This window comes from Billgrantia saliphila, from assembly GCF_002930105.1.
In the GTDB taxonomy this organism is placed as follows: domain Bacteria; phylum Pseudomonadota; class Gammaproteobacteria; order Pseudomonadales; family Halomonadaceae; genus Halomonas; species Halomonas saliphila.
In genome coordinates this window covers 70,787-96,048 of the sequence record NZ_PJRN01000015.1, presented here as the reverse complement: position 1 = coordinate 96,048, position 25,262 = coordinate 70,787, and the positions used below count along the sequence as shown (strand labels likewise).

At 62.9% G+C, this 25,262-nt stretch carries 22 protein-coding genes; 9 read left to right on the top strand and 13 right to left on the bottom strand.

Annotated features, from left to right (window positions below):
* Nucleotides 1-42 precede the first annotated feature (42 nt).
* Nucleotides 43-729, top strand: a complete 687-nt coding sequence (locus tag CYJ07_RS16155) for a GntR family transcriptional regulator (protein WP_231489663.1) — start codon at nucleotides 43-45, stop codon at nucleotides 727-729.
* A 69-nt stretch (nucleotides 730-798) separates the two neighbouring features.
* On the opposite strand, the gene CYJ07_RS16150 is transcribed toward CYJ07_RS16155, so the two are convergent.
* The 3 genes from CYJ07_RS16150 to puuE form a co-directional block, all read right to left on the bottom strand.
* Entirely contained in the window at nucleotides 799-1,287 is a 489-nt protein-coding gene (locus CYJ07_RS16150) for an ureidoglycolate lyase (protein ID WP_104204740.1), read from the bottom strand.
* Between the two features lie 219 nt (nucleotides 1,288-1,506).
* Nucleotides 1,507-2,340: a bifunctional allantoicase/(S)-ureidoglycine aminohydrolase gene (locus CYJ07_RS16145; protein ID WP_104204739.1), complete on the bottom strand. Its 834-nt coding sequence runs from the start codon at nucleotides 2,338-2,340 to the stop codon at nucleotides 1,507-1,509.
* 187 nt (nucleotides 2,341-2,527) lie between these two features.
* Nucleotides 2,528-3,460 carry an allantoinase PuuE gene (gene puuE, locus CYJ07_RS16140; RefSeq protein WP_104204738.1) on the bottom strand — a complete coding sequence of 311 codons (933 nt, stop codon included), beginning with the start codon at nucleotides 3,458-3,460 and terminating at the stop codon, nucleotides 2,528-2,530.
* 578 nt (nucleotides 3,461-4,038) lie between these two features.
* Here puuE and CYJ07_RS16135 point away from each other — a divergent pair.
* The 4 genes from CYJ07_RS16135 (at nucleotide 4,039) to CYJ07_RS16120 (ending at nucleotide 9,724) form a co-directional block, all read left to right on the top strand.
* Entirely contained in the window at nucleotides 4,039-4,785 is a 747-nt protein-coding gene (locus CYJ07_RS16135; protein WP_104204737.1) for an aspartate/glutamate racemase family protein, read from the top strand.
* Nucleotides 4,786-4,899: 114 nt separating this feature from the next.
* Nucleotides 4,900-6,279 carry an NCS1 family transporter gene (locus CYJ07_RS16130; protein WP_197038409.1) on the top strand — a complete coding sequence of 460 codons (1,380 nt, stop codon included), beginning with the start codon at nucleotides 4,900-4,902 and terminating at the stop codon, nucleotides 6,277-6,279.
* Nucleotides 6,280-6,352: 73 nt separating this feature from the next.
* A complete protein-coding gene (locus tag CYJ07_RS16125; protein ID WP_104204736.1) occupies nucleotides 6,353-7,810 on the top strand; it encodes an NCS1 family nucleobase:cation symporter-1 in 1,458 nt (485 codons plus the stop codon).
* 198 nt (nucleotides 7,811-8,008) lie between these two features.
* Complete coding sequence (locus tag CYJ07_RS16120) at nucleotides 8,009-9,724, top strand: catalase (RefSeq protein ID WP_104204735.1); 1,716 nt, start codon at nucleotides 8,009-8,011, stop codon at nucleotides 9,722-9,724.
* Between the two features lie 109 nt (nucleotides 9,725-9,833).
* Here CYJ07_RS16120 and CYJ07_RS16115 read toward each other — a convergent pair whose 3' ends face one another.
* The 3 genes from CYJ07_RS16115 to uraH form a co-directional block, all read right to left on the bottom strand.
* Nucleotides 9,834-10,574: a GntR family transcriptional regulator gene (locus tag CYJ07_RS16115; RefSeq protein ID WP_197038408.1), complete on the bottom strand. Its 741-nt coding sequence runs from the start codon at nucleotides 10,572-10,574 to the stop codon at nucleotides 9,834-9,836.
* A gap of 126 nt (nucleotides 10,575-10,700) precedes the next feature.
* A complete protein-coding gene (locus tag CYJ07_RS16110; protein ID WP_104204734.1) occupies nucleotides 10,701-11,906 on the bottom strand; it encodes a urate hydroxylase PuuD in 1,206 nt (401 codons plus the stop codon).
* A 130-nt stretch (nucleotides 11,907-12,036) separates the two neighbouring features.
* On the bottom strand, nucleotides 12,037-12,390 hold the full coding sequence (gene uraH, locus CYJ07_RS16105; RefSeq protein WP_104204733.1) for a hydroxyisourate hydrolase: 354 nt from the start codon (nucleotides 12,388-12,390) through the stop codon (nucleotides 12,037-12,039).
* 180 nt (nucleotides 12,391-12,570) lie between these two features.
* Here uraH and uraD point away from each other — a divergent pair, with 180 nt between their 5' ends.
* Nucleotides 12,571-13,101 (top strand): 2-oxo-4-hydroxy-4-carboxy-5-ureidoimidazoline decarboxylase, encoded by a 531-nt coding sequence (gene uraD / locus CYJ07_RS16100; protein ID WP_104204732.1) that lies wholly within the window; start codon nucleotides 12,571-12,573, stop codon nucleotides 13,099-13,101.
* A gap of 148 nt (nucleotides 13,102-13,249) precedes the next feature.
* Here the strand turns inward: uraD and CYJ07_RS16095 are convergent, their stop codons facing one another.
* Nucleotides 13,250-14,914 carry a methyl-accepting chemotaxis protein gene (locus CYJ07_RS16095; RefSeq protein ID WP_104204731.1) on the bottom strand — a complete coding sequence of 555 codons (1,665 nt, stop codon included), beginning with the start codon at nucleotides 14,912-14,914 and terminating at the stop codon, nucleotides 13,250-13,252.
* Nucleotides 14,915-15,336: 422 nt separating this feature from the next.
* On the opposite strand from CYJ07_RS16095, the gene CYJ07_RS16090 reads away from it, so the two are divergent.
* Nucleotides 15,337-16,728 carry a uracil-xanthine permease family protein gene (locus CYJ07_RS16090; protein ID WP_104204730.1) on the top strand — a complete coding sequence of 464 codons (1,392 nt, stop codon included), beginning with the start codon at nucleotides 15,337-15,339 and terminating at the stop codon, nucleotides 16,726-16,728.
* A 187-nt stretch (nucleotides 16,729-16,915) separates the two neighbouring features.
* Here CYJ07_RS16090 and CYJ07_RS16085 read toward each other — a convergent pair whose 3' ends face one another.
* Together CYJ07_RS16085 and CYJ07_RS16080 are read right to left on the bottom strand one after the other, a co-directional pair.
* On the bottom strand, nucleotides 16,916-17,767 hold the full coding sequence (locus tag CYJ07_RS16085; protein WP_104204729.1) for an outer membrane protein OmpK: 852 nt from the start codon (nucleotides 17,765-17,767) through the stop codon (nucleotides 16,916-16,918).
* Nucleotides 17,768-17,883: 116 nt separating this feature from the next.
* Entirely contained in the window at nucleotides 17,884-19,335 is a 1,452-nt protein-coding gene (locus CYJ07_RS16080; protein WP_104204728.1) for a uracil-xanthine permease family protein, read from the bottom strand.
* Nucleotides 19,336-19,655: 320 nt separating this feature from the next.
* Here CYJ07_RS16080 and CYJ07_RS16075 point away from each other — a divergent pair, with 320 nt between their 5' ends.
* Complete coding sequence (locus CYJ07_RS16075; protein ID WP_104204727.1) at nucleotides 19,656-20,267, top strand: phosphoribosyltransferase; 612 nt, start codon at nucleotides 19,656-19,658, stop codon at nucleotides 20,265-20,267.
* Nucleotides 20,268-20,347: 80 nt separating this feature from the next.
* Here CYJ07_RS16075 and CYJ07_RS16070 read toward each other — a convergent pair whose 3' ends face one another.
* Together CYJ07_RS16070 and CYJ07_RS16065 are read right to left on the bottom strand one after the other, a co-directional pair.
* Nucleotides 20,348-20,701: a phasin family protein gene (locus CYJ07_RS16070; protein WP_104204726.1), complete on the bottom strand. Its 354-nt coding sequence runs from the start codon at nucleotides 20,699-20,701 to the stop codon at nucleotides 20,348-20,350.
* Between the two features lie 130 nt (nucleotides 20,702-20,831).
* On the bottom strand, nucleotides 20,832-21,539 hold the full coding sequence (locus tag CYJ07_RS16065; RefSeq protein ID WP_104204725.1) for a glutathione S-transferase N-terminal domain-containing protein: 708 nt from the start codon (nucleotides 21,537-21,539) through the stop codon (nucleotides 20,832-20,834).
* A 354-nt stretch (nucleotides 21,540-21,893) separates the two neighbouring features.
* Between CYJ07_RS16065 and CYJ07_RS16060 the strand changes: the two genes are divergently transcribed.
* Complete coding sequence (locus CYJ07_RS16060; RefSeq protein WP_104204724.1) at nucleotides 21,894-23,597, top strand: L-lactate permease; 1,704 nt, start codon at nucleotides 21,894-21,896, stop codon at nucleotides 23,595-23,597.
* Nucleotides 23,598-23,663: 66 nt separating this feature from the next.
* On the opposite strand, the gene CYJ07_RS16055 is transcribed toward CYJ07_RS16060, so the two are convergent.
* Together CYJ07_RS16055 and ltaE are read right to left on the bottom strand one after the other, a co-directional pair.
* Nucleotides 23,664-24,188, bottom strand: a complete 525-nt coding sequence (locus CYJ07_RS16055; RefSeq protein WP_104204723.1) for a gamma carbonic anhydrase family protein — start codon at nucleotides 24,186-24,188, stop codon at nucleotides 23,664-23,666.
* A 41-nt stretch (nucleotides 24,189-24,229) separates the two neighbouring features.
* Complete coding sequence (ltaE, locus tag CYJ07_RS16050; protein WP_104204722.1) at nucleotides 24,230-25,243, bottom strand: low-specificity L-threonine aldolase; 1,014 nt, start codon at nucleotides 25,241-25,243, stop codon at nucleotides 24,230-24,232.
* Nucleotides 25,244-25,262 lie beyond the last annotated feature (19 nt).

Genomic DNA, 25,262 nt, shown 5'->3' with positions numbered 1-25,262 from the left:
GAGACAATCGGCTCGTCTCCTCAGCAGAGAGGAATGGATGACATGACAATGGAAGGTGCCGCCTTGCTCGGGCGACGACGCATCACGACCCCCTCGCTGGCAGAGGAAGCCTATGAGGCGCTGCACGACTTGATCGTCCACGGGCGCCTCGCACCTGGCCAGCGGCTGATCGAGCCGGAGCTGTGCGAGCAGCTCGGCATTTCCCGCACGCCACTGCGCGAGGCCCTTAAGATGCTGGCCGCCGACGGCCTGGTGACACTGCGGCGCAATCGCAATGCCCAAGTCTCGTTGATCGAGCCGCAGGAGCTGGAGCATCTCTTCGAGGTGGAAGCCGGGCTAGAGAGCCTGGCCGCCAGCCTGGCTGCCAGCCGCATGACCAACACCGAACTCAAGCGACTGGAGAACCTCCAGGAGCGCCTGGAGCGGCTGCTGGAGAAGGGTGACCGGAACGCTTACTTCGAACTCAACCAGCGGATTCACGGGCTGATCGTAGCCGGGGCCAAGAACCCGGTCCTCGAAGAGACCCATCGCAGCTTGCTGGGGCGGCTGGAACGGGCGCGTTACCTAGCGCTGGATCATATCGGGCGCTGGGAAGAGTCCACTCGGGAGCACCGCGATATCCTGGAAGCCCTCAAGGCCCGGGACAGCGACTTGGCTCGACGCCTGCTAGCGGATCACGTCCAGCATACCGGCGATGCCATTGCCGCCATCAACCGTCCCCGCCATTGACGTTCCCGGCGAGCCCTCAGCCGGAAGGCTCGCTGAGTTCCCCACGTGCGTATCGTTAGCCCAGGCCCTTTATTCAAGAACGACCCGTAGCGCCAGCGGGTACTCGTCGCAGTTATTGCCCTCGCCGCCGCGATCGACGACGAGGAATTCCCCTTCGCGCTCCAGCACCGACTGGATGGCATGCCAGGTGCCGGCGCGGTAGTTGACGCCTTGGCGGCCGTCGGTGACGAAGGCGCGCACCTCGGCCGGGTCGATGCTATCTCCCGGCGGCGCCACCACGATCACGAAACGCTCCTCGTGCAACGGCATGAATGCCTGGCTGCCCTGGGGATGACGCTCGAGGAAGTCGAGCTCCAGCGGGATCGAGACCGGCTGGCTGACGAAGATGCTGATCAATGCCCTCGCCTGCTCGCCCAGGGTCTCGATTTTGGCCAGGTCGTGATAGCGCCGGGTGCGCCCGGCGTTGATGTGAAAGTAGTCCGCCGTGCGTGTATCGATGACATCACCGAAAGGCGCGAAGGCCTCCGGCGTCAGCGGCTCGGCTTTGAGTTCCAGCATGTCAAACTCCATCTCCAGGCCTCTATTATGGGAGAAACTCTTGTATGGCGAAGCAATGACAGCCACCCGAGCGAGAGGCGCCGGGGACAGGTCGCAGAGGGGGTCCTACGCCAGGGATGGCGTAGGTAGCGCCCAGGGAGGGGTTCACAGCGCCCCCTCGAAGGCCTGTCGCCGGAACAGCCTCAAGCGGCGACACTGCTGCAAGCGCTCCGCCCTGTCTCAGCGAGCCCCGAGCCGCAGCGCCGCATGACGGTTCACGTCCTTGTACAGCAAATAGCGGAACGGCCCCGGGCCACCGGCATAGCAAGCCTGCGGACAGAAGGCGCGCAGCCACATGAAATCACCCGCCTCGACCTCGACCCAGTCCTGGTTGAGGTGATAGACCGCCTTGCCCTCGAGCACGTAGAGACCGTGCTCCATGACGTGGGTCTCGTCGAAGGGGATCACCGCCCCCGGCTGGAAGGTGACGATGTTGACGTGCATGTCGTGGCGCACATCGGCCGGGTCGACGAAGCGCGTGGTGGCCCAGCGACCCTCGGTGCCGGGCATCGGGTTGGGTTCGAGATCGTTCTCGTTGACCACGAAGGCCTGCGGCACCTCGATGCCCTCGACGTATTCGTAGGCCTTGCGCACCCAGTGGAAGCGCACCGGCGCCTTGGATTCGTTGCGCAGCTGCCAGTGACAGCCCGGGGGCAGGAAGGCGTAGCCGCCCGGCGTCATCTCGTGACGCTCACCGGCGATGGTCAAGGTCATTTCGCCCTCGACCACGAACAGTACGCCCTCGGCGGCGGGATCGAGCTCGGGACGCTCGCTGCCGCCGCCCGGACTCACTTCCATGATGTATTGCGAGAAGGTCTCGGCGAAACCGGAGAGCGGGCGCGCCAGCACCCACAGTCGGGTCTCCTCCCAGAACGGCAGGTTGCTAGTGACGATGTCACGCATCACTCCCTTGGGAATGAAGGCGTAGGCCTCGGTGAACACCGCCCGGTCGGAGAGCAGTTGGGTCTGAGGCGGGTGCCCGCCGTGGGGGGCGTAGTAGGTGCGTTGGCTCATGAGAGGTCCTTAATGAAATTGGGCCAACCTTAGCCGCTCTCGGGGCTATCCTGGGAACAGGCCCTCGAGGAGGCGCTGTGAACCCATCCATGGCGCTACATTTGCCATCCATGGCAAATGATCTCCTCATCGGTCTGTCCCCGGCGCCCCTCGTCAGCCAGCCAGGCTGCCTTGTCGGAATTCGATGTCAGCGCGCCGGTGCCGGGTGGTGCTCGATCCAGTGCCGTGCGATGTCGATGCGTCGCGTCACCCACACCCGGTCATGCGCCTCGATATGATCGAGGAAGCGCTGCAGGGCACGGAAGCGGCCGGGGCGACCGAGCAGCCGGCAGTGCATCCCTACCGAGAGCATCTTGGGCGCTTCGTCACCCTCGGCATAGAGCACGTCGAAGGCGTCGCGAAGGTATGTGAAGAAGTGGTCGGCGGTATTGAAGCCCTGGGGCGCGGCGAAGCGCATGTCGTTGCTGTCCAGCGTGTAGGGCACGATCAGGTGATCGTGCTCACTGCCCTGGCTGTCGGCTTCACGGATCCAGAACGGCAGGTCGTCGCCGTAGTAGTCGCTGTCGTAGAGGAAGCCGCCCTCGTCGAGCACCAGGCGGCGGGTGTTGGGGCTGTCGCGGCCGGTGTACCAGCCCTGCGGTTTCTCGCCGTAGAGACGCTGGAAAATCTCCATGGCGCGCTGCAGGTGCTCGCGCTCGATGTGCTCAGGCACTTCCTGATAGTGAATCCAGCGGTAGCCGTGGCAGGCGATCTCGTGGCCCAACTCCTTGAAAGCGTGAGCCACTTCCGGATGGCGCTCCAGCGCCATGGCCACCCCGAACACCGTCAGCGGCAAGCCGCGGCGTTCGAACTCGCGCAGGATGCGCCACACACCGGCCCGCGAGCCGTACTCGTAGATCGACTCCATGCTGAGATGGCGGTCGGGGAAGGCCGGGGCCCCGATGATCTCGGAGAGGAACTGCTCGGAACCGGCGTCACCGTGCAGCACACAGTTCTCTCCACCTTCTTCGTAGTTGAGCACGAACTGGACGGCGATTCTCGCACGGCCGGGCCAGTTGGCGTGGGGTGGAGTTCGGCCATAGCCGATAAGGTCGCGGGGATAGTCACGACTTGCGCTCATCAGGCACCTTCCTCTTGTTTTTCATCGCTTTATCGATCGCTGCGCGGCCGAAACCCTTCCGTATCACTCGACGGCGAACCAGCGCGCGACATAAACTGTATACAATATCAAAAATAGTCTGTATCCAACCTGGTTGCAACCGACCTCGCCCCGCTGCACCCGGTCCTAATGCCCCTTGCCGGTGCATGACCGCAATTTTCGGGGCGATGCTTTTTATTTTGTATACAAAAAATGGCCTTCGATGCAACTTACGCTTCGAAAGAAGAGCCAAGCGGGAGTTTCCTCCTGCCAAGGAGCCGAGCCTGCTAACGACGCGGCGTCAGCTAGCCAGTGCAAGTGTATACACAATCATATCCAAGCAGTCGTCACTTTCGGGGCAAGCCGACCTGTGCCGACCTAAGTCTAATGCTCGCAAGTCGCAATGACGCTCCACAATATCTCTGTAAACAAATGTTTAATAAGAGAAATGCAGTCGCTCTACGAGGTTTCGACAAACCCTTGCGCCCAAGATCTGGAACGCCTATTTTGTGTACAAAGACAAAATTGATTGTTCACAAGCAACGCACCCCGGAGCTCGCATGCGCCTACGCATCATCAATCCCAACACTACCGCCGCCATGACGGCCAAGATCGGCGAAGCGGCTCGTCGGGCCGCTGCGCCGGGCACGTCGATTCAGGCCACTCAGCCCGCCTCCGGCCCGGTCTCCATCGAGAGCCACTTCGACGAGGCGATCAGCGCCGTGGGGGTGCTGGAGGAAGTGCTGGCCGGAGAAAAGGAAGAAACCGACGCCTATGTCATCGCCTGCTTCGGGGACCCCGGTCTGCTGGCGGCGCGCGAGCTGACCCGTGCGCCGGTAATCGGCATCGCCGAGGCGGCCTTCCATATGGCCAGTCTCGTCAGCACCCGTTTCTCGGTGGTCACCACGCTCGGTCGCACGGGCATCATCGCCGAGCATCTACTCGAGCAGTACGGCTTTCGCCACCACTGTCGCCGGGTTCGCGCCGCCGAGATACCGGTGCTGGATCTGGAGGAGAACAGTGCCTCGGCGCTCGGCCGCATCATCGACGAGTGCCGCCGCGCCCGCGATGAGGATGGCATCGGCTCCATCGTGCTGGGCTGCGGCGGGATGGCCGATTTGACCGAGGCCATTTCCCGAGAAGTGGGCCTGCCGGTGATCGAGGGCGTCACCGCTGCGGTGAAGCTCGCTGAAGCCCTCGTCGGCCTGGGACTCGGCACCAGCAAGCACGGCGACTTGGCCTTCCCCCGGCCCAAACCCTTCATCGGCCGCTTCGAAGCGTTCACGAATCTCACACCGGAACGCTGATTGAATCGGCGCTCCTACAACAACAGTCAATGCCGAGAGCACGTCACGCCGCAAGACCCGGTCCACCGGGAATCATAACCACAACAGTTAGCTTCGACTTGCGAGGACATCACCATGCAACACTCCACCCCTCACAGCACGGCATCCGATCCCGTCGTGTCCCCGTTGCCGAACGCGGCCAGTGCCACCAAGGCACTGGGGGATGAGTCGCTCGCGCCCCAGAAGACCCGCATCATGGGGCGCACCTCCTACTTTCTCGCCTGGTTCGGTGGCTGCGTGTCGATCGGCACCTTCACCATGGGCTCCAGCGTGGTGGGCACGCTGAATCTGCTTCAGGCGACGCTGGCGATCGCCATCGGCTGCTTCGTGATCGGTATCGCCCTGGCCGTCAATGGCGCCGCCGGCTACAAGTACGGCATTCCCTTCATGGTCCAGGCACGCAGCGCCTTCGGCTTCGCCGGCACGCGTCTGCCGGGGCTGGTGCGGGCCGTACCGGCGGTGGTGTGGTACGGCTTTCAGAGTTGGATCGGCGCCGGTGCCCTGAACATGGTTTCGGCCACTCTATTCGGCTTCGATAATCTGGTGTTCTATTTCATCACTTTCCAGTTCCTGCAAATCGGCCTGTCGGTGATGGGCTTTCAGGGCATCAAGTGGCTGGAGAACATCGGCAGCGCCTTCATCCTCGCTTCGCTGGTCTACATGTTCTACAGCACGGTGCAGCGCTACGGCGATGTGCTCTCGGCCAACCTGCTGACCATGGAAGGCTCCTGGGGCCTGCCGTTCTGGGGTGCGACCATGCTGTTCCTGGGCATCTACAGCACCATGATGCTCAACGTCGGCGACTACGCTCGTGAGCACAAGCACGGCACCGGCCAGGGGCTGCTGACCACCATCTATGCCATGTCGATCCTGCCCTGCACCCTGTTCATGGGCCTGATCGGCTTCATGGTTTCCGAGGCCACCGGCACTGCCGACCCCATCCAGGTATTCGCCAACGCCGTCGACAATACGCCGCTGCTGATGACCACTCTGCTGTTCATCGCCTTCGCCCAGGTTACGACCAACGTGCTCAACAACGTGGTGCCGCCAACCTACGTGCTGATGGACGTGTTCAAGCTCAAGTTCCGCACCGCCACCGTGATCGTCGGTCTGCTGGCTTTCGCCACCTTCCCCTGGAAGCTGGTGCAGCCGGATTCCGCCGCCGGCCTGCAGCTGTTCGTGCAGACTTATTCCGCGTTCCTGGGTCCGATCTTCGCCGTGCTGGTGGTCGATTATTATCTGATCCGCCGTCGCACCCTAGACCTGGACAAGCTCTACGATGAACACGGGCCCTACCGGGGCGTCAACATGGCGGCGCTGATCGCCACCGGGGTCGGTATCGCCGCCGCCCTGACCTTCTCGGCGGTCTCCTGGTACGCAAGCCTGATCCCGGCCGGTCTGACTTACTACGTCCTGATGCAGCATTGGGCGCCGTGCCAGCGCTTCCGTCAGTAATCTCTCGTGCCCCTGACCCGCCCCTCGGCCAAGCCGGGTGGGCGGCGTTTCTACAACGACAACGGTGACGACGATGAAAGACAACGAGCTGGATATCCAGACCATCGATCCGACGCTGTACAACGACGACCTCGCCCCGCTGAAGCCCAAGGATCGGAACTGGGGCGCCTTCGAGATCTTCAATGTCTGGTCGAACGACATTCAGAGCCTGTTCGGCTACACGCTGGCGGCTTCGCTGTTCCTGACCTACGGGTTGAACGGTTGGGCGGTCATGGCGGCCATCATTCTCGCCGGCGTGATCGTCATGTTCCTGGTCAACCTGACCGGCAAGCCCAGCGTGAAGTACGGCATTCCCTTCCCGGTGATGGTGCGCGCCAGCATGGGCGTGCGCGGCGCCAATTTGCCGGCCATGCTACGCGCGATCATCGGTATCTTCTGGTACGGGGTACAGACCTACTTCGCCTCCACCGCCGTGGCGCTGCTCATTACCGCCCTCTTCGGTGCCGGTGACGGCAGTACCTTCCTCGGCCTCTCGAGCGTGGCCTGGGTATCGTTCGTGATCGTGTGGCTGTTTCAGATCGCGATCTTCTGGTCCGGCATCGAACGCATCAAGCACTTCCTCAACTGGGCCGGCCCACTGGTCTACGTGGTGATGGTCGCACTGATGCTCATCGTCTGGTACCAGGCCGGCAGCGAGCTGCTGCCTGCAGTGAGCAGTATCTTCAGCGCCGACGGCGAACGCAGCGGCAGCGCCGTGGCCGCCTTCATGGCGATCGTCGGCACCATGGTGGCTTACTTCGCTGCGGTGGTGATCAACTTCGGCGATTTCACCCGCTTCGTCAGGACCGAGCGCCAGATGAAGCTCGGCAACCTGCTGGGGCTACCGCTGAACGTGGCGTTCTTCTCGTTCATCGCCCTGATCATCACCGCCGGTACCCTGGTGCTGTTCGGCGAAGCGCTGACCAACCCGGCCGACATCGTTGAGCGGGTCGACTCGCTGCCGCTGACCATCGTCGCCGCATTGACCTTCTTCGCCGCCACCGTGGGGATCAACCTGGTGGCCAACTTCATTCCGCCCGCCTACGATTTGGCCAACCTCTTCCCCAGCCGAATCAGCTTCAAGTTGGGAGGACTGATCACCGCCGTGGTGGCCTTCTTCGTCGGCGCACTGTGGGTCTCGGTGATCAGCCAGATAGGCGTACCGGGCTTCGTCAACGCCCTGGGCGCCGTCGTCGCGCCCTTCTACGGCATCATCGTGGTGGATTACTACCTGGTGAAGCGCCAGCGGCTCGACATGCAGGAGCTGTTCTCGTCCAAGCCGGGCAGCACATATTACTACGTGAAGGGATGGAACCACCGCGCCCTGCTGGCCTTCGGCGGGGCCGCCCTGTTCTCGATCTCCACCGTACTGGTGCCGGCGCTCTCCAGCCTGGGTGGCTACGGCTGGATGATGGGTGCGGCACTCGGCGGGCTGTTCTACTACGGGCTGATGCTGAACTATCGCAGCGTCGCCGTGACTCCGGCTGCCTGAGTACTACCCCGACCGGCGCTGGCGCCTCCGGCCTTGCCGGAGGCGCCATTATTTTGCCCTATGGCAGGCATAGCACAAGTCCATGCCGCTGCCTCCCAGGCGCCTGCTACGCTGATGAAGCGCTATCGCAGCCGCCGCCTGACGCCTGCGGTTCGCCACGCAATCCTCCTGAACAGGACGTAATATGAGGAGCCCGGTATGGACAACCAGGATCGCTTCCTGACCAACCGTCAAGGACACCCCGTCACCAACAATCAGTCCCAGCGCACCGTGGGCAGCCGCGGTCCTGCGACGCTGGAGAATTACCAGTTTCTCGAGAAGATCAGTCACTTCGACCGCGAGCGCATTCCCGAGCGTGTGGTTCACGCCCGCGGTTTTGTCTGCTACGGCGAGTTCGAAGCCACCGGCAAGATCGGCGACGAACCCGCCTCCAGGTATACACGCGCCAAGCTGTTCCAGGACGCCGGCAAGAAGACCGAGCTGGCGATTCGCTTTTCCACCGTGATCGGCGGTCGCGACTCGTCCGAAGTGGCTCGCGACCCGCGCGGCTTCGCCGTAAAGTTCTACACCGAAGACGGCAACTGGGATCTGGTCGGCAACAATCTGGCGATCTTCTTCATACGCGATGCGATCAAGTTCCCCGATGTCATTCACGCGCTCAAGCCCGACCCGGTGACCTTCCGCCAAGAGCCCAATCGCATCTTCGACTTCATGAGCCAGACTCCCGAGTCGATGCACATGCTGACGCACCTGTTCAGCCCGCGCGGCATCCCGGCGAGCTATCGCCATATGGAAGGCTTCGGCGTCAACACCTACAAGATGGTCAACGACAAGGGCGAGACGGTCCTGGTGAAGTATCACTTCCATCCGCGCTGCGGCGTGGCCAGCCTGACCGAAGAGGAGGCCGCCAAGGTGCAGGGCCAGGAGCTCGGTTCCGCCTCCAAGGACCTGTTCGAAGCGATCGAGCGCGGCGACTATCCGAAGTGGGATCTCTACGTGCAGATCATGGAGGATCACGAGCATCCCGAGCTCGACTGGGACCCGCTCGACGATACCAAGATCTGGCCGGAGAACGACTTCCCCCTGCGCCACGTCGGCGTGATGACGCTCAATCGCAACGTCGAGGACTTTCACAACGAGAACGAACAGATCGCCATGGGCACCGGCGTGCTGGTCGATGGCCTCGACTTCTCCGACGACAAGATGCTGGTCGGGCGCACCTTCTCCTACTCCGATACTCAGCGCTACCGGGTCGGGCCGAACTATCTCCAGCTGCCGGTCAACCAGCCCAAGGGCGTGAAGGGCAAGGTTTACACCAACCAGCGCGGCGGCGAGATGTCCTACGGCGTCGACTTGGCGCCCGGGCAGAACCCCCACGTCAACTACGAGCCTTCGATTCACAACGGCTTGCAGGAAGCCGCGCGCGAGGAGCCCAATCAACCGCCCGAGATCACCGGCCGAGTCACGCGCAGCGTGATCGAGCGGCGCAACGATTACGTCCAGGCACGCGGTCGCTTCAATACCATGATGGACTGGGAACGCGACGACCTGATCGATAACATGGGCAACCTGCTCGGTCAGTGCGAGCGTGACGTGCAGGAGCGAATGCTGTGGCACTTCTTCCTGGTGCATGACGAGTACGGCAAGCGGGTGGGCGAGAAGCTCGGCATGACGGCGCAGGACGTCAAGCATCTCGAGCCGCTGCCCAAGCAGGTGCTCACCGACGAGGACAAGCGTCGTCTGCAGAACCTGGGCAACAACGGCGATACCATCGATCCCACGGTGTGGGGCCAGTGGACCAGCTCAGTGCAAAACCATCAGGCCAGGGCCGATGACGTGCTGGCCGGCCACGTGGGCGGTCATGCCTACACCGACCAGGGGCAGGCAAGCCGGGAGACGGCGCCAGCGAAATAACCCGGGCGCTGGCTGACCGGAGACGTTACGACACCGCCGGATGCCCTCGGGCATCCGGCGGTGCTTGTCCGGACGAAACGACGCTCAGCAGCGTAGCGTCGAAGCCCCCTCAGGCGCCGAAGATCTTTTGCAGATCGGGGACGTCCTCCTCCTCCTCGACGATCGAAAGCGAGGCTTCGATGGCCTTGAGGTGGCGGCCCATGAAAGCGGTCGCCCGTTCGCCGTTGCCGGCCTCCAGGTAACCGATGAGGTCGTCGTGGTCGTGTGACTCGCAGCCCAGGTGCCCCGCGCTGCCATAGACGGCAAGGATCAGCGACGAACGTGAGCAGAGCTGGCCGACAAAGGCCGCCAGGGTAGCGTTGCCGGAAAGCTGTGCCAGGCGTTCGTGGAAGGCGGCGGAGAGCTTGATCGCGCTGCTCTGCTCGCCCGACCGAAGCGCCTCGCGCTCACGGCGGGCCATGTCGCGCAATTCGCGCACATCCTCGGGCTTGATTCGGCGGGCGACTTCGGGCATCAGGCCGCACTCCACCATCTGGCGGGCGTCGAAGACATCCTTGGCTTCGTCGGCGGTGGGACGAGTCACGCTGGCGCCTCGCCGCGGTGTCAGGGTGACGAGCTGCTCCAGGGCAAGGCGTTGAAGAATCTTGCGCACGCCGGTACGGCTTATGCCGAAGACCTCGGCCAGGGCATCCTCGCGCAGGCGCGCGCCGGGGCGCAGGCGGTGCTCGATGATGGCATCGCTGATCGAACGATAGATGACCTCATGACGCTCCGCCCCATCGCCGTTCTTGCCCAGGCGTCGAGGCTTCGTACCCGCCTCGCCCTCGGCCAGGCGCTGCCGCTGGTTCATGGTCCCCTCCTGAGTGAGCCCTTCGCTGACTGCCATTGTATACATAATCCCGCGCAACTATCGAACGCCCGACTACGCGAACAGCCCGCCGTTGGCGGGCTGTTCGAACTGTCTTGAGGTAGGGAGTCATTCCGACCAAGCGGCGATCGCTTCGCGTTCCTCGTCGGTCATGCCGGTCATGTTGCCCAGCGGCATGTACTTGCTCGCCACCACCTCCCGGATCTTCTCGCGATGCCCTTCGATCTGGGCGGTGGTGTCGTAGATCACGCCGGCCGGTGCCGAGCTGAAGCCCTCCTGGGTCGGATCGCTGGAGTGGCAGGACACACAGCGCGACTCGATGATGGCTTCGACCTCGGCCAGGCTCGTTCCCTCCTCGCTCGCCATGACATCGCGGGAGGCACCGTTGCCCGGCATGCCGACCCAGAAGGCCACGGCGATCAGCGCCGCGCCGGCCACCGGATAGGCGGGCTGGGTCTTGCCGGCATGCATTACCACGAAGAACTGGCGGATCAAGGCGCCGGCGAAGATGAACAGCGACATGATCACCCAGGCGTACTCGTGGGAGTAGGCGAAGGAGTAGTGGTTGCTGATCATCAGCAGCACCACCGGCAGCGTGAAGTAGGTGTTGTGCACCGAGCGCTGCTTGCCGCGCTTGCCGTCCAGCGGGTTGGGCGCTTCGCCGGCCTTCATCGCCGCCACCATGCGGCGCTGGCCGGGAATGATCCAGAAGAAGACGTTGGCCGACATGGCGGTGGCCATTACCGCGCCGGTGAGCAGGAAGGCGGCCCGTCCGGCGAATATCTGGGTGCTGAGGTAGGCCACCACCACCATCATCACGGCCACGGCCAGGCTAAGTACGCCGTCGCGGTCCATGTTGGGGCTGATGCGCTTGCACAGCTCGTTGTAGACCACCCAGCCGCCCAGCAGGAACAGCAGGGCTACCACGTTGGCCTGCCAACCGCTCAGGTTGGCGGCCCAGGCCCAGCTGCTGCCGGGGTTGACCAGGTAGAAGCCGGGGCTGGTCATGTAGAGCATGACGAACAGCACGAAGCCCGACAGCCAGGTGGTATACGCCTTCCAGAACGACCAGTGCAGGTCCTCCGGCAGCTTGGCGGGCGCCGTGGCGTACTTCTGGTTGTGGTAGAAGCCGCCCCCATGCACGGCCCACATCTCCCCGAACACCCCCTTCTGCCGATCCTCGTCGGCCTTGGGCGTGCGCAGGCTATTGTCCAGCATCACGAAGTAGATCGATTCGCCGATCCAGGCGATGGCCGCGATGACGTGCAGCCAGCGCAGCATGAAGTTGGCAAAATCCAGGAGGTAAGCTTGCATCTGATAGTCTCGGCTTAGTTGTTGTTTACGCCGCGTGGCGGAGCGCAGCCAGCTTCCGGAAACGTAGGGAAGCGTCGAAACCGGCGAGCGGGATGAAGCGCACGGCGAACGGCCATGGACTCAGCGTTTCCTAGCTGCCGCGGTAGGTGGAATAGCCATAGGGCGAGAGCAGCAGCGGGACGTGATAATGCTGGGATGCATCGGCCACGCCGAAGCGCAGCGGAATCACGTCGAGAAAGCGCGGCTCGTCCGCCTGGATGCCCTGCCGACGCAGATAGTCGCCGGCGTGGAAGACCAGCTCGTACTGGCCCGCGGCGAAGTCATCTCCCTCCAGGATGGGGCTATCGCAGCGCCCGTCGTCATTGGTCGTCACCGTCTTGAGCGATGTGCGCTTGTCGCCCTCGAGGCGAAAGACCTCGATGCGGATGCCCTCGCCGGGCCGCCCCTGAGCGGTATCCAGAACGTGCGTGGTCAGTCGTCCCATGGCTTCTGTTCTCCCCGTGGTTGGCCGGGGCAGGGTCGCCCCGGGAATTCGAATCTGCGCGCGAGGTCGCCGCTGACAGGACCTGCTGAAGACAGTTTTAGCCATTTTGGTAGTACATTTCAAAATTTTTTTGTATACACTTTGATGGAGCCCACCATTTTCCAGCCCCTGGAGACGATCATGAACAATCACAGGACGCTCGATCCAAGGCCCAGCGAGCTCGATCGCAACGCTTTCGTGGCGCGCTTCGGCGACATCTACGAACACTCCCCCTGGGTTGCCGAGCTGACCTGGGAGCGCGGCCTGACGAGCGAGCACGACACACCGGCCGGCCTGGCCGAGGCCATGGGCCAGACACTTCGAGAAGCCACGCCGGAACGGCAGCTCGAGGTGATCCGCGCCCACCCGGATCTGGCCGGCAAGGCCGCCATCGCCGGCGAACTGACCGACGATTCGACCCGAGAGCAGGCCGGCGCCGGGCTCGACCAGTGCACACCGGAGGAAATGGCTCGCTTCGAGCGTTTCAATGAGGCCTACAAGGCCAAATTCGGCTTTCCCTTCGTGATGGCCGTCAAAGGCAGCAACCGGCACGCCATTCTCGCCGCCTTCGAAACACGTCTAGTGAACTCCCCCGACGAAGAACGGCGCACCGCCATCGAGCAGATCAATCGCATCGCCCGCTTCCGCCTGGAAGCGCGCGCCGAGGGCTAACCCAAGCCAGGACGCAACGACCCGCGGTGCTCTGCCGCGGGTCGTTGCGTTTATAAAGTCCTCTTCGCAGCGCCCGTCAGATCAAGCCAAGCAATCATCCCGGGCTCGCCGGATCATCGCAGCGCAGCACTGCTCCCAAGGCAGCGAGTCATCGAGCCGGCGTTGAAGAAAGGTCCGGCAGCATGGCGAACGCGAGGCCGTCGGATGAACGGTGGGCAACGGTATCTTCGTGCGGGCGCGGCCCTGCTGACGTCTGCCCATCGAGCCGAAAGCGCGAAACGCCCGCCTGAAGATCGCCGGCCACGCCACTCAGTTGATCGGCCGCTTCGCTGGCCTGCATGACCATGGCGGCATTTTGCTGCGTCGTGTCGTCCATGTCGGAGACGGCGCGGTTGATTTCGTCGATCCCGGCTTCTTGCTCGCGCGAGGCATTTGCAATTTCCCCCATCAGCCGATTGACCTCGTGGATCGACCGGCGAATGGCCTCCACGGCATCGCCCGCCTTGTCGGCACTCGCCGCCCCCGTCCTGACTTGCTCGACCGAGTGCTCGATCAACGAACGAATCTCGGCGGAGGCGTCCGCGCTGCGGGTCGCCAGTTTCCTAACCTCGTTCGCAACGACGGCGAAGCCGCGCCCGTGCTCACCGGCGCGTGCCGCCTCGACCGAGGCATTGAGGGCGAGGATATTGGTCTGGAAGGCGATCTGATCGATCAGACCGATGATGTCGGTGATTCGCTCCGCCCCTTCCCGAACCTGGTGCATCTGGTCAACGAGGCCGACAACGATACGGCCGCCTTCCTCGGCCTGACCGGCGGCGCGCTCCGCCACTTGGCTCGCATCGGCGGCATTCTGACTGTTGCTTCTCACCGTCGCCGTGATCTCCTCCATGCTTGAGGCGGTCTCGGTCAGCGCCGCCGCCTGACGCTCGGTGCGTGCCGAGAGGTCGCGGTTGGCACTCACGATGCGGGAGGCACCGGCATATACCTCTCCACTGCTGTCACGCATGCGCGACACGGTCTCGCGCAGCGCGGACTGCATGTCACCGAGCGCGGAGAGAAGCTTGCCTATCTCGTTGCGGCCCCGCCGCTCGACCACCTCGGCCAGATTGCCCTGAGCCATCTGCTGAAAATGCTCGATGACCCGCTCGAGCGGACGGATGAGGTGCTGGGTCACACCCCAGAATACAACCAAGATCATGCCGATAGCGCCGATGAAGACGGCGACGATGGCCTTGCGCGTGAAATCGACCACCCAGCCGAAGTCGCTGGCCCTTGCAGCCCCCTCTGCCTCCGCCGCGCGGAAAAACCCTACCGCAGCCTGATAGAAATCGTCGTAAGCGGCATAAGCGGCATCCCTCGAGCGCGAATAATCGTCCAACCTGCCTTCGGCCAGGGCACGCAACTGGGGCTCGACGACCCCCTCCAACAGCTGGGTGAAACGGTGCTGGACAGGCCCGATGAGCTCATCCTGCCCGGGCTGTCGCGGCAGCGACGTGAACTCGCCGAAGACCTCGGCGGCCATGGCCAGATGCCGCCGCAGGTCGGCTAGCTGCTCCGTGTCGACCGCCTGCTGGCTCTCCAAGGCCCGCTCGTAGTGTCGTGCCATGTCGAGACGTACGCTCTGCAGCATCGAATTGGCGCGGTTCAAGGTCGCCTGCTGGTTCACGTTCACTGCTTCGAAGGCATCGAAGTTCCGCTGGCTATGGTTGACAGCCCACAGGCCGATGGCGCTCAAGGCCACTAGCATGGTCAGGAAACCAAGCAACACCAGGAACCAACTGGCCCGCACCGTCAGATTTTGTAGTAATCGCATGACACTCACCTTTGTATCCATTTTTTGTATACAACAAGCAATGAGAGCTACCGTACCACGCCTCGTCAGAGAGAGCTGTCAACGCTGCTCACGGTCTCCTTGATGAAAGGAAAATTCAATAAAATCAAATGAAAACTCTGTTTTATCCTGCGTTGACAGGTCCAGCATGAACAATGCTTTCACTAACTCCGTCTCTTCTTGTGCAGCCAATAATTCGACCAATCGGTCAACTGATTATGGATAACTGACTGATTCAAAATATAATTATCAAACAATAAGGTTTGTACACGGCATATGTCTTTTAAACTCAGAAATATTGTGTACATTTACCTTGAGACCTGATGCTCAGATCAGGGAATTCCGCCAAAACTCCTTCTATCCAAGCATCCTTCCACCAACAACAACGAATCGTGAGCCTGCCCATGTCCAGAACCCGCTCCTCCCCTCATCCGCAGCGAAACCCCACACGCACCATCAATCAGGATCCGGACGCCATGCCGCCGCTGTCCAAGGCCATCCCCCTCGGACTGCAGCACATCATGGCCATGTTCGCCGGTAACGTGACCCCGCCGATCATCATTGCCGGGGTCATCGGCGCCAACGCCGGGGAGCAGATCTTCCTGATCCAGGTGGCGCTATTCGTGGCGGGCATCTCTACCCTGATCCAGACCATCGGCATCGGTCCGATTGGCGCTCGCCTGCCGATCGTTCAGGGTACGAGCTTCGGCTTCCTGCCGGTCGCCCTGCCGTTAGCCAAGGCCTTCGGCCTGCCCGCGGTGCTCGGCGCTTCGTTTGTTGCCGGCTTGCTGCAGGTGGTGCTAGGCGCCTTCCTCAAGAAGATTCGACACTGGTTCTCACCGGTGGTGACCGGCATCGTGGTACTGCTGATCGGCATCACCCTCATGCCGGTCGGCCTCAAATATGCGGCTGGCGGCGTAGGCTCTCCGGACTTCGCCTCGCCGACGAACCTGCTGCTGGCGCTGTTCGTGCTGGTCGTGTGCATTGCCGTGCACCAGTTGGGACGCGGCTTCGTCAAGGCCTCCTCGATCCTCTTCGGTCTGCTGGCCGGTTATCTGGCGGCCATTGCGCTAGGCATGGTGGATTTCACCAACCTGCGCGAGGCCAGCTGGTTCGCTCTGCCCAAGCCGCTCGAATACGGTATGGAGTTTCCCCTCACGGCGATCATCGGCATGGCACTGATCATGTTCGTGGTGGGCCTCGAGACCATCGGCAACATCTCCGCCATTACCGCCGGCGGTGCGGGACGCGCGGCCAAGGACCGCGAACTCTCGGGTGGCGTGATGGCCGACGGAGTGGCGACATCCTTCGCGGCGGTGTTCAACACCCTTCCCAATACCGCCTACGCCCAGAACGTCGGCTTGATCACCCTTACCGGCGTCGTCAGCCGTCACGTAGTGACCATTGGCGGGCTGCTGCTGATTGCCATGGGGCTATTTCCCAAACTGGGCGGTCTCGTCGCCGCCATGCCCCATGCCGTGCTGGGAGGCGCCGGTGTCGTCATGTTCGGCATGATCGCGTCGGCGGGCCTCAAGATCATTCAAGAGTGCGAGCTCGATCAGCGCGCCATGCTCATCATCGCCGTATCGCTGAGCCTTGGCATCGGCCTGCCCGCCGTGGATGAGATCTCCGAGACTCTCCCCGGCCAGGTCGGCCTGCTGCTCAAGTCAGGCCTGGTGCCGGCGGCCGTAGCCGCCTTGCTGCTGGATGCGCTGCTGCCCGGCAAACCCCGTCGTCAGCGCGGCGGCGAGGAGCCCTCCGTCGGCGAAGCGGAGAAGCCCAGCGCCGAAGCTTGAACGCTCCTTTGCACGACGACGCGCCGCCCGGTTAACCGGCGGCGCGTTTCCGTCTCCAGTCTTCCCTCCCGCTCGGCACCGCTTTTCGGCACGACGGCTTGCATCACCAACTGACAGCGCCCAGGCGCTTCGAGACAAAATAGGGCCGCCCAATAATGGGCGGCCCTGTTCATTAGCGGTGCATGATTCAGAAATGCCATTCCACTTGCAGGGTGGGCGCATCGGTATCGACGCCCGGCTTGTCATGATTGCCGAACTTGTTGCGCCAGTACTCATAGCCGATCCCGGCCCATAGCTGGTTTTCCTCACCCCATGCCAGTCGGCCCACGTCGAGCATCAGCGCAGTGCGCAGCAGTTGCTCGGACTCGGTGGCGTTGCCTTGGTAGTCGTCGCCCTTCTCGTGGTTGAAGTTGTAGAAGCCCTGGAATTTCAACGGCAGCGCCCCCAGTTCGAGGGGCAGTCCCCAGGCCAGATTGATCTGGTAATAGGGGGCGAACTCGATCTCGTTCACCTCGCAGAATCCGGCACCGCAGTGATTCCACTCATGGGCATAGAAAAGGCTGAGATCGAGGAAACCCTTGGGAAGGTCGAATTTCAGGGTGGGCCCTACCACCAGCATGCGCTTGCGCGGGGCAAATTCGGTGTTCTTGGTGTTGAGATCGAACCCACCGGTCAACCCCACGTCTTTGACCGGGCCGAAGGCCAGCGGCTCGTCGAACAACTTGCCGAAGTGGAGCTGATGGCGGTAGGTGAGGTAGGCCTCGGTGGCGCCGCTCTCGCCGCCGCTGGCCGGGTCGGCGTCGTCCGACTGCAGCACGTCCAGGTTCAGAAAGTTCTGGCCCAGAGAGTAGCCGCTCACATGGGTGAACTGAAGGATATGCTTCTCGACATCGTTCGGATTGCCGGGTTCGGTGAACTGGGTGCCGTACCGATAGCCAAGGAAAGTATCGCTCCAGGTGGCGGCCTGAGTCGTGCCAGCCGCCAGGCCCGCCAGCAGCGCAACGCCTGAGGCAATTCGCCGAGCCGTTCGATCATGCATGAGTAGTATCCTTTTGTTGTGATTGCGATGCGATAATTGGATACATTTAGCGCATCAACTTGAACACATTAAAGTATTCGAAAAATATTTCCAAAAAATAACCAATAACCTAGGGTCTAGACGCGCGGCACGCTGCCGGGTGTCCCTTGTGCTCCATCGAGGCGTGAAGGCGCTGAGCGGCGTGGCGCCTGCCGGTCCGGGCAGCCGGGCTCGCCACTATCATCGCTCGCCATCGCCTCGCGCTCGCGGGCTTCGTCGGCCAGAGTGGTATTCGGCAGCAATAGGTTGAGCGTGAAGGCGGTGATGGCGGCCACCACGATGGGCGCCCCGCCGATCACGTTCTGCAGCCACTCGGGGAAGCGCTCGATTGCCGCCGGCACCTCGGCGATTCCCAGGCTGAGGGCCAGCGCCAGGCCCACGATGGTCATGTTGCGGGCGGAAAGCTCGTCCTTGATCAGCAGCTTGATGCCGGTCATGGTGATCATGCCGAAGACGGTGATGGTGGCCCCGCCGAGTACCGGATAAGGGATGGTGGTCATGATGGCGCCGAACTTGGGACTGAATCCCGCCAGCAGCATGAAGCCGCCGGCCAGCGCCAACACGAAGCGGCTGATCACCTTGGTCATGGCAACGATGCCGACGTTCTGGCTGAACGTGGAAGTTGGCAGGGCGCCGAAGAAGGCGCTCGCCGTCGTGGTTAGTCCGTTGCCCAGCAGGCCGCCGGTCAGCTCCGACGTCTTCAACTCGCGGTTCATCCCGCCCACGGTGGTCGCCGACAGGTCGCCGATGGTTTGCACCGAATTGATCACGCAGATGATCACCATGGCGATGATCGCCGAGGTATGAAATTCCAGTTCGAAGGGCATGAACCGGGGCACCGCGACCCAGTCGGCGGCGGCAACGGCGTCGAAGCTGACCATGCCCAGCGCCAGCGACAGCAGATATCCCACGACGATGCCCACGATGATCGCCGAGAGCTTGATCACGCCCCGGCCGAACTGTGAGGCGGCCAGCACCGTGGTCAGCGTGACGAGTCCCACGATCCAGTTGAGCGGTGCGCCGAAATCGGGCGCGCTGACATTGCCGCTGCCCGCCATGTAGCGCACGGCGATGTCGTAGAGCGACAGGCCGATGACCAGCACCACCGTGCCCGCCACCACCGGTGGGAACAGATGTCGTATGTACTGGATGAAATAACCTACCACCATCATGGTGATGCCACCGATGAGCTGCGCTCCGAGAATGCCCTCGATGCCGAACTGAGCGCCCACCGCGATCAGGGTCGGCACGTAGGCGAAGCCCACGCCGAAGATCGCTGGCAGTCGTGCGCCGAACTTCCATATCCCATAGAGATGAAACAGGGTGCAGACCCCCGAGGCCAGCACTGCGATCTGTATCAGCAGGAGCTTTTCCTGCGGCGTGGCGCCCACCACTCCCGCAATGATGATCGGGGGCGTAATGACCCCCGCGATCATGGCCAGCACGTGCTGTAGCGACAAGGGCAATGCCTTGGTCAGCGAAGGCCGGCCATGGAAATCGAAGATCGAGGTGTTCTGAATCTTTCGCATGGATCCATCCAGTCATTGTTGTGTTTCTGTATACGGAAGCCAAGTGCCGATGATTGTTCGTATTGCGGCCCAAAGACTTGCCGTGCACATACCAAGCTGTGAGTGCTCGTCGCGGTTCGTTAAATCTGTCCGATTGGTCAGAAATGTATCCGCTCCAAAGCCCTTATGGACGACATTACCTCAATTTATTGTATACAGAAATTATTTCCAATCCTTTCTCCCCCTCGTCCGCATCAGGCCGTCTGGTCCCGCCTCTCTTGTAAAGGAGCCCTGGCTACACTGGGGAGGAGACAACGGGGACGGAAGAAAAGGAGACCGGCATGTTTCGCGATCGCATAGAGGCTGCCGAACGGCTTGCCCAGCGACTTGAGCATTTAAAGGACTCATATCCGCTGGTACTGGCCATTCCCCGCGGCGGCGTGCCCATGGCACGCAGACTGGCCGACCTGCTCGAAGGTGAGCTGGATGTGGTCTTGGTGCGCAAGATCCGGGCCCCGGGGCATCCCGAATATGCCATCGGGGCCATCAGCGAGGATGGCAGCATGAAGCTTGACGAGGCCGCGTCACGCTTTCCGCAGCCGGCGGTGGAGCGCGAAGCCGAGCAGCAAAAACAGTTACTCAAGGAACGGCGGCAGCGCTACAGCCCGGTACGACCGCCGATACCGCCCGAGGGACGTACCGTCGTAGTGGTGGATGACGGCAGTGCGACGGGCGCCACCATGGAAGCGGCGCTGAAAACGCTACAAGGACGTACCGAGCGTCTAATCGCCGCGCTCGGCGTCGCTCCTCCCAGCGCCGTGGCGCGGCTGGAAGCGCTGGCCGACGAGGTCGTCTGCCTGGAGGTACCGAGGCACTTCATGGCAGTCGGGCAGTTCTATGCCGACTTCGGCCAGGTCGAGGAGGAGGAAGTGATGGAGCTGCTGGGTCAGTGATCCGGTCGCGCGTCGCGCCGGGGCGAACGAAAAAAGGGCCGTCACCCGAAGGCGACGGCCCTTTTTGCCATCCCGCCGTCTTACTTGGTGGCGGCGCTGGCGCTCTTGACGTTCTGCTCGGCCAGCTGCTGGCCCTTCTGCAGGAATTCCTGGCTCAGGTCGACCACCTTCTTGGTGTCGCCCTGCAGACGCTCGCCGAACTCCTTGACGACCTTCTGCTGAGATTCCACGACCTGCTTGAGGCCTTCGGAATCCTTGACGTCGAGCCAAGCGCGCGCCTGGGCGAGGCTCAGGTCGGAGTAGCTGCGGAAAGCGTCGTACTGAGCCGACAGCAGCTTCTCGTAATATTCCAGCGAGAGAGAGCCATAGGCACGTGCCGGAGCGAAGAAAAGGGTTTCCAGCTGCTGAGTCGTTTTCTCTTGAGTCTTGCTCATGAGACACCTCCATGGTTGCGTTGCCAAGGCAGGAAGGAGCCTTGTTGCAATGCAACATAGCAGCCCTAATGGTGCGATGCAACATTTTTAGTGCGGCGCACAAAAGGGCGGCTAGCAGCGCATCATGCTTTCAACGATAGGCGCCTTCGATGTCGGTAATGCGTACGGCATTGCGACCCAGGCCGCCGTGCAGATCGAGCATCCGCTCGAGCCAACCGTAGACCGGGTCGGCATTGGAGACCAGGTCGGCGGTCGACACCACCCGGGCCCACATGAAGCTGCCGAACACCAGGTAGTCGGCTGCGGCAGGCGCCCCGCCATCGAGAAAGTCATTCTCCTGCAACTGGCCGCGCAGCGGGGCCAGGGCAGCATCGAGCTGGGCCAGCCCCTTGGCCGGCGAGTGGAACTCTTCCAGGGTTCTTCCGAAGCGCTTTTCCCGGGTCTCGCGGAAATAGTCCCGGTCCTTGGGGTCAATGGCGTTGAGCAGGTCCATGATGATGGTGCGCATCATGGCCGGTGCCAGGGAACGCTCGGCGTAATGCTTGAAGAAACGCGCCCGGGCCTCGGCCACCCCATCGCCCAGCAGGGGCGATTCGGGGTAGGCGCGGTCCAGATAGCGCAGGATCTCGTAGCTGTCGGTAACGGTTTCCTCGCCATCGACCAGCACCGGCACCTTGTCGTAGTCGGCGAAGGCGAGCGCTTCCTTGTCGGTGAAGTGCCAGGCACGGGTCTCGAAGTCGAGCCCCTTGTGTGCCAGCGCGTAGCGTACCCGCCAACAGTAGGGAGAGAAGCGGAGCTTCTCGTCGATACCGCAGAGATCGTAGAGAACCCGTGCCATGCTGCCTCCTGGCCAGTGTCTGGGAGTGTTCGATAGTGCCAGTACTGGCTTGCCGCTGCCAAGCGCCCCGTGATCCGACGAAGCCAGGGCTGGCGGCCTGTCCATTAGTCTAAGGGTTATCTACTCACCAATGCTTTGGCCGTGCATCCTCCCTTGAACAAGTTCCTGTTTTCTCATGCTTCCTCGATAATTGGACGCAGCAGGAAAACCACCCCCATATTGGTCAGACCAATTAGCCATTATGGCAAGTTTCGCTCGCACTTCGTATCGTTGCATGCCTTCGGCCGCGTGCGCCGGGCTGCCCAGACGCGCTGTCACGCTGACGGGCCCAACAAGGAGAATCGAGGAAACGTCATGTCGGATACGACCCTAGCTCTACTCGCCTTCACGCCGCTGGTTCTGGCGGGCGTGCTGCTTATCGGCTTGCGCATGGCCGCTCGCACCGCCATGCCGATCGTCTTCGTGGTCACCGCCCTGATCGGGCTGTTCGCCTGGGAGATGAGCTTCAATCGGGTGCTCGCCTCCACTCTCCAAGGCCTTATCCTGACCGTCTCGATCCTGTGGATCATCTTTGGCGCCATCCTGCTGCTGAATACGTTGAAGCACTCCGGTGGCATCGCGGCCATCCGCAACGGCTTCTCCGGCATCAGCCCCGACCGCAGGGTGCAGGCACTGATCGTGGCCTGGCTGTTCGGCTGTTTCATCGAGGGCGCCTCGGGCTTCGGCACTCCCGCCGCCGTGGCCGCACCGCTGATGGTCGCACTCGGCTTTCCGGCTCTCTCCGCCGTGGTGGTGGGCATGATGATTCAGTCCACGCCCGTCTCCTTCGGCGCCGTGGGCACTCCGATCGTGGTCGGCGTCACCGGCGGCGTCAACGCCAGCGCCATCACCGAACAGCTCGAAGCCGGCGGCTACACCTGGCTCGAGTACTTCCGCCTGATCGCGGCGGAAGTCGCCATCGTGCACGGCATCGTGGGTGTCCTGATGCCGCTGATCATGGTGGTGATCATGGTGCGCTTCTTCGGCGCCAACCGCTCCTGGAAGGAAGGTCTCTCCATCGCGCCCTTCGCCATCTTCACCGGCGTCGCCTTCGTGGTTCCCTATATGCTGGCCGGCGTGCTGCTGGGGCCGGAGTTCCCGTCGATGATCGGCGCCATGGTCGGTCTGGCTATCGTCGTGCCGGCGGCGCGCCGCGGCTTTCTGCTGCCCAAGGATACCTGGGACTTCCCCGAGCGTAGCGCCTGGCCGGCCGGCTGGATCGGCAAGATAGAGATCAAGATCGACGATATCGCCGGCAAGACGCCCCTCTCCACCTGGATGGGTTGGCTGCCCTACGTGCTGCTGGCCCTGTTCCTGGTGGCGTCGCGTGTCATCGACCCGCTGCGCGAGGCGCTCAACGCCTTCGCCTTCGGCTGGAGCAACATTCTCGGTGAGGCAGGCGTCTCCGGCAGTATCGCCCCACTCTACCTGCCGGGCGGCATCCTGCTGATGGTGGTGCTGGTTACCGCCGTACTGCATCGCATGCGTGCCGGCGAGCTCCGGGCGGCCTTCAGCGAATCCTCGCGCACCCTGCTCGGGGCCGGCTTCGTGCTCATCTTCACCATCCCCATGGTACGGATCCTGATCAACTCCGGCGTCAATGCCGCCGACCTGGTGTCGATGCCGGTGGCCATGGCGCAGTTCGTCGCCAATAGCGTGGGCGACGTCTACCCCTTCTTCGCCCCCGCGGTGGGCGCGCTGGGAGCCTTCATCGCCGGCTCGAACACCGTGTCGAACCTGATGCTGGCCGAATTCCAGTTCAACGTGGCCGGCGCACTCGGCGTCTCCACCGCGATGATGGTCGCGCTTCAGGCTGTCGGCGCCGCCGCGGGCAATATGATCGCCATCCACAACGTGGTCGCGGCGTCGGCCACCGTCGGCCTGCTGGGCCGCGAAGGCGAGACCATCCGCAAGACGATCCTGCCGACGCTCTACTACCTGATCTTCACCGGTCTGATCGGCCTGATCGCTTTCTATGTCCTCGGGGTATCGGATCCGCTATTGCAAGTCGGCGGCTGATAAATCCGCCGCAAATACGAGCCCCGTGTCCTTACGGATGCGGGGCTTTTTCGTGTTCTGCCAAGCTCAATCAATGCGCTTGAGCTCGCGGGCATGCCGGCTGCCGCGCTCGACGTAGCCCGCCGCATTCTTCGCCAGCCCTTCGACCGCCTCGGCCGAAAGCTCGCGAATCACCTTGGCCGGCGCGCCGACGATCAGTGAATTGTCGGGAAAGGTTGCCCCTTCCTTGACCACCGCCCCAGCGGCCACGAGGCTATTCCTGCCGATGACGGCGCCGTTGAGGATTATTGCCTGGATGCCGATCAGGCTGCCGTCCCCGACGGTGCAGCCGTGCAGCATCGCCTGGTGTCCCACGGTCACGTCATTGCCCACCTTGAGCGGGAAACCGGGATCGGCGTGAAGCACTGCGCCGTCCTGGATATTGCTGCGTTCGCCGACCTCGAGGTGGTCGGTATCGCCGCGCAACACCGCCTGATACCAGACGCTGGCCTGGCGCTTTAGGGTCACCTGACCGATCACGTCGGCGGTTTCGGCCACGTAGACTTCCTCGCCTATCTGCGGCCGATGCTCGCCATACTGATAGATTGCCATGACTTACCCTCCGTAGACTTTTCCCCCAGCCACTGCCCGCCCTAGGCGGTACAGGTGGCAAAGTATGCCTTGAAACTCGCCACGACATGGTGGATGTCACCCACCGAAACGTCGAGGTGCGTCACCAGGCGCAGCGTTGGAGCCGCGGCCACGAGGATGCCCCTCTCGGCCAGAAACGTGCCGAGCGCGGCACAGTGGGACTCGGGAACCGACACGATGACCATGTTGGTGTCGCACGCCCTCACTTCGACCGTTTCTACCTCGCCAAGGCCCTGTGCCAATTGCACGGCGTTGTGGTGATCTTCCGCCAAACGTTCAACGTGATGTCGCAGTGCATACCGACAGCCCGCCGCCAGAATGCCCACTTGACGCATGCCTCCCCCCAACGTCTTGCGCCAGCGTCGAGCACGCCCGATAAAGGCCTCGTTTCCCAGCAAAACCGAACCCACCGGGGCACCTAGCCCCTTGGAGAAGCAAAGTGACACGGAATCGAACCCTTGGCAGAGCGCCACGAGCGGACGCCCCGAGGCCACCGCTGCGTTGAACAACCGCGCCCCGTCCAGATGCGTGGCCAAGCCAAGACTTCGTGCCAGCTCGGTGGCCTCCCGCGTATACGCCTCGGGCAACACCTTGCCGCGAAACGTGTTCTCCAGCGCCAGCAGCCGGGTTCTGGCGTGATGAATGTCCTCTCCCTTGACGGCTCGTCGCAGCCGATCGAGGGCCAGGCTGCCATCGGCCTCGTGGGGCAGCGGCTGAGCTGAGATTCCGCCCAACGCCGCGGCCCCTCCCCCTTCATCCCGATAGATATGGGAGCAGTCGCCCGCGAGGAACTCGTCGCCCCGCTGGCAATGCGTCAGCAGCGCGATCAGGTTGCCCTGGGTCCCCGAGGGCACGAACAGGCCGGCCCTCATGCCGGCGCGCTCGGCCACTTCGGCCTCGAAGGCCGTAACCGTCGGGTCGTCGCGCCAGACGTCATCGCCGACTTCGGCACGGGCCATGGCTTCGCGCATGGCGGCGGTGGGTCGGGTCACGGTGTCGCTGCGTAGATCTATCATTGTGTCGTTCGCCCTCACG

What these genes read in the sequence shown, in the direction of transcription:
- CYJ07_RS16095 (WP_104204731.1), bottom strand. Translation starts at nt 14,914, where the DNA reads ATGCGATTACTACAAAATCTGACGGTGCGGGCCAGTTGGTTCCTGGTG.
- CYJ07_RS16055 (WP_104204723.1), bottom strand. Translation starts at nt 24,188, where the DNA reads ATGGCAATCTATCAGTATGGCGAGCATCGGCCGCAGATAGGCGAGGAA.
- CYJ07_RS16090 (WP_104204730.1), top strand. Translation starts at nt 15,337, where the DNA reads ATGTCCAGAACCCGCTCCTCCCCTCATCCGCAGCGAAACCCCACACGC.
- CYJ07_RS16145 (WP_104204739.1), bottom strand. Translation starts at nt 2,340, where the DNA reads ATGAGCCAACGCACCTACTACGCCCCCCACGGCGGGCACCCGCCTCAG.
- ltaE (WP_104204722.1), bottom strand. Translation starts at nt 25,243, where the DNA reads ATGATAGATCTACGCAGCGACACCGTGACCCGACCCACCGCCGCCATG.
- CYJ07_RS16080 (WP_104204728.1), bottom strand. Translation starts at nt 19,335, where the DNA reads ATGCGAAAGATTCAGAACACCTCGATCTTCGATTTCCATGGCCGGCCT.
- CYJ07_RS16065 (WP_104204725.1), bottom strand. Translation starts at nt 21,539, where the DNA reads ATGGCACGGGTTCTCTACGATCTCTGCGGTATCGACGAGAAGCTCCGC.
- uraH (WP_104204733.1), bottom strand. Translation starts at nt 12,390, where the DNA reads ATGGGACGACTGACCACGCACGTTCTGGATACCGCTCAGGGGCGGCCC.
- CYJ07_RS16135 (WP_104204737.1), top strand. Translation starts at nt 4,039, where the DNA reads ATGCGCCTACGCATCATCAATCCCAACACTACCGCCGCCATGACGGCC.
- CYJ07_RS16110 (WP_104204734.1), bottom strand. Translation starts at nt 11,906, where the DNA reads ATGCAAGCTTACCTCCTGGATTTTGCCAACTTCATGCTGCGCTGGCTG.
- CYJ07_RS16060 (WP_104204724.1), top strand. Translation starts at nt 21,894, where the DNA reads ATGTCGGATACGACCCTAGCTCTACTCGCCTTCACGCCGCTGGTTCTG.
- CYJ07_RS16150 (WP_104204740.1), bottom strand. Translation starts at nt 1,287, where the DNA reads ATGCTGGAACTCAAAGCCGAGCCGCTGACGCCGGAGGCCTTCGCGCCT.
- uraD (WP_104204732.1), top strand. Translation starts at nt 12,571, where the DNA reads ATGAACAATCACAGGACGCTCGATCCAAGGCCCAGCGAGCTCGATCGC.
- CYJ07_RS16115 (WP_197038408.1), bottom strand. Translation starts at nt 10,574, where the DNA reads ATGAACCAGCGGCAGCGCCTGGCCGAGGGCGAGGCGGGTACGAAGCCT.
- CYJ07_RS16085 (WP_104204729.1), bottom strand. Translation starts at nt 17,767, where the DNA reads ATGCATGATCGAACGGCTCGGCGAATTGCCTCAGGCGTTGCGCTGCTG.
- CYJ07_RS16070 (WP_104204726.1), bottom strand. Translation starts at nt 20,701, where the DNA reads ATGAGCAAGACTCAAGAGAAAACGACTCAGCAGCTGGAAACCCTTTTC.
- CYJ07_RS16120 (WP_104204735.1), top strand. Translation starts at nt 8,009, where the DNA reads ATGGACAACCAGGATCGCTTCCTGACCAACCGTCAAGGACACCCCGTC.
- CYJ07_RS16130 (WP_197038409.1), top strand. Translation starts at nt 4,900, where the DNA reads ATGCAACACTCCACCCCTCACAGCACGGCATCCGATCCCGTCGTGTCC.
- puuE (WP_104204738.1), bottom strand. Translation starts at nt 3,460, where the DNA reads ATGAGCGCAAGTCGTGACTATCCCCGCGACCTTATCGGCTATGGCCGA.
- CYJ07_RS16075 (WP_104204727.1), top strand. Translation starts at nt 19,656, where the DNA reads ATGTTTCGCGATCGCATAGAGGCTGCCGAACGGCTTGCCCAGCGACTT.
- CYJ07_RS16155 (WP_231489663.1), top strand. Translation starts at nt 43, where the DNA reads ATGACAATGGAAGGTGCCGCCTTGCTCGGGCGACGACGCATCACGACC.
- CYJ07_RS16125 (WP_104204736.1), top strand. Translation starts at nt 6,353, where the DNA reads ATGAAAGACAACGAGCTGGATATCCAGACCATCGATCCGACGCTGTAC.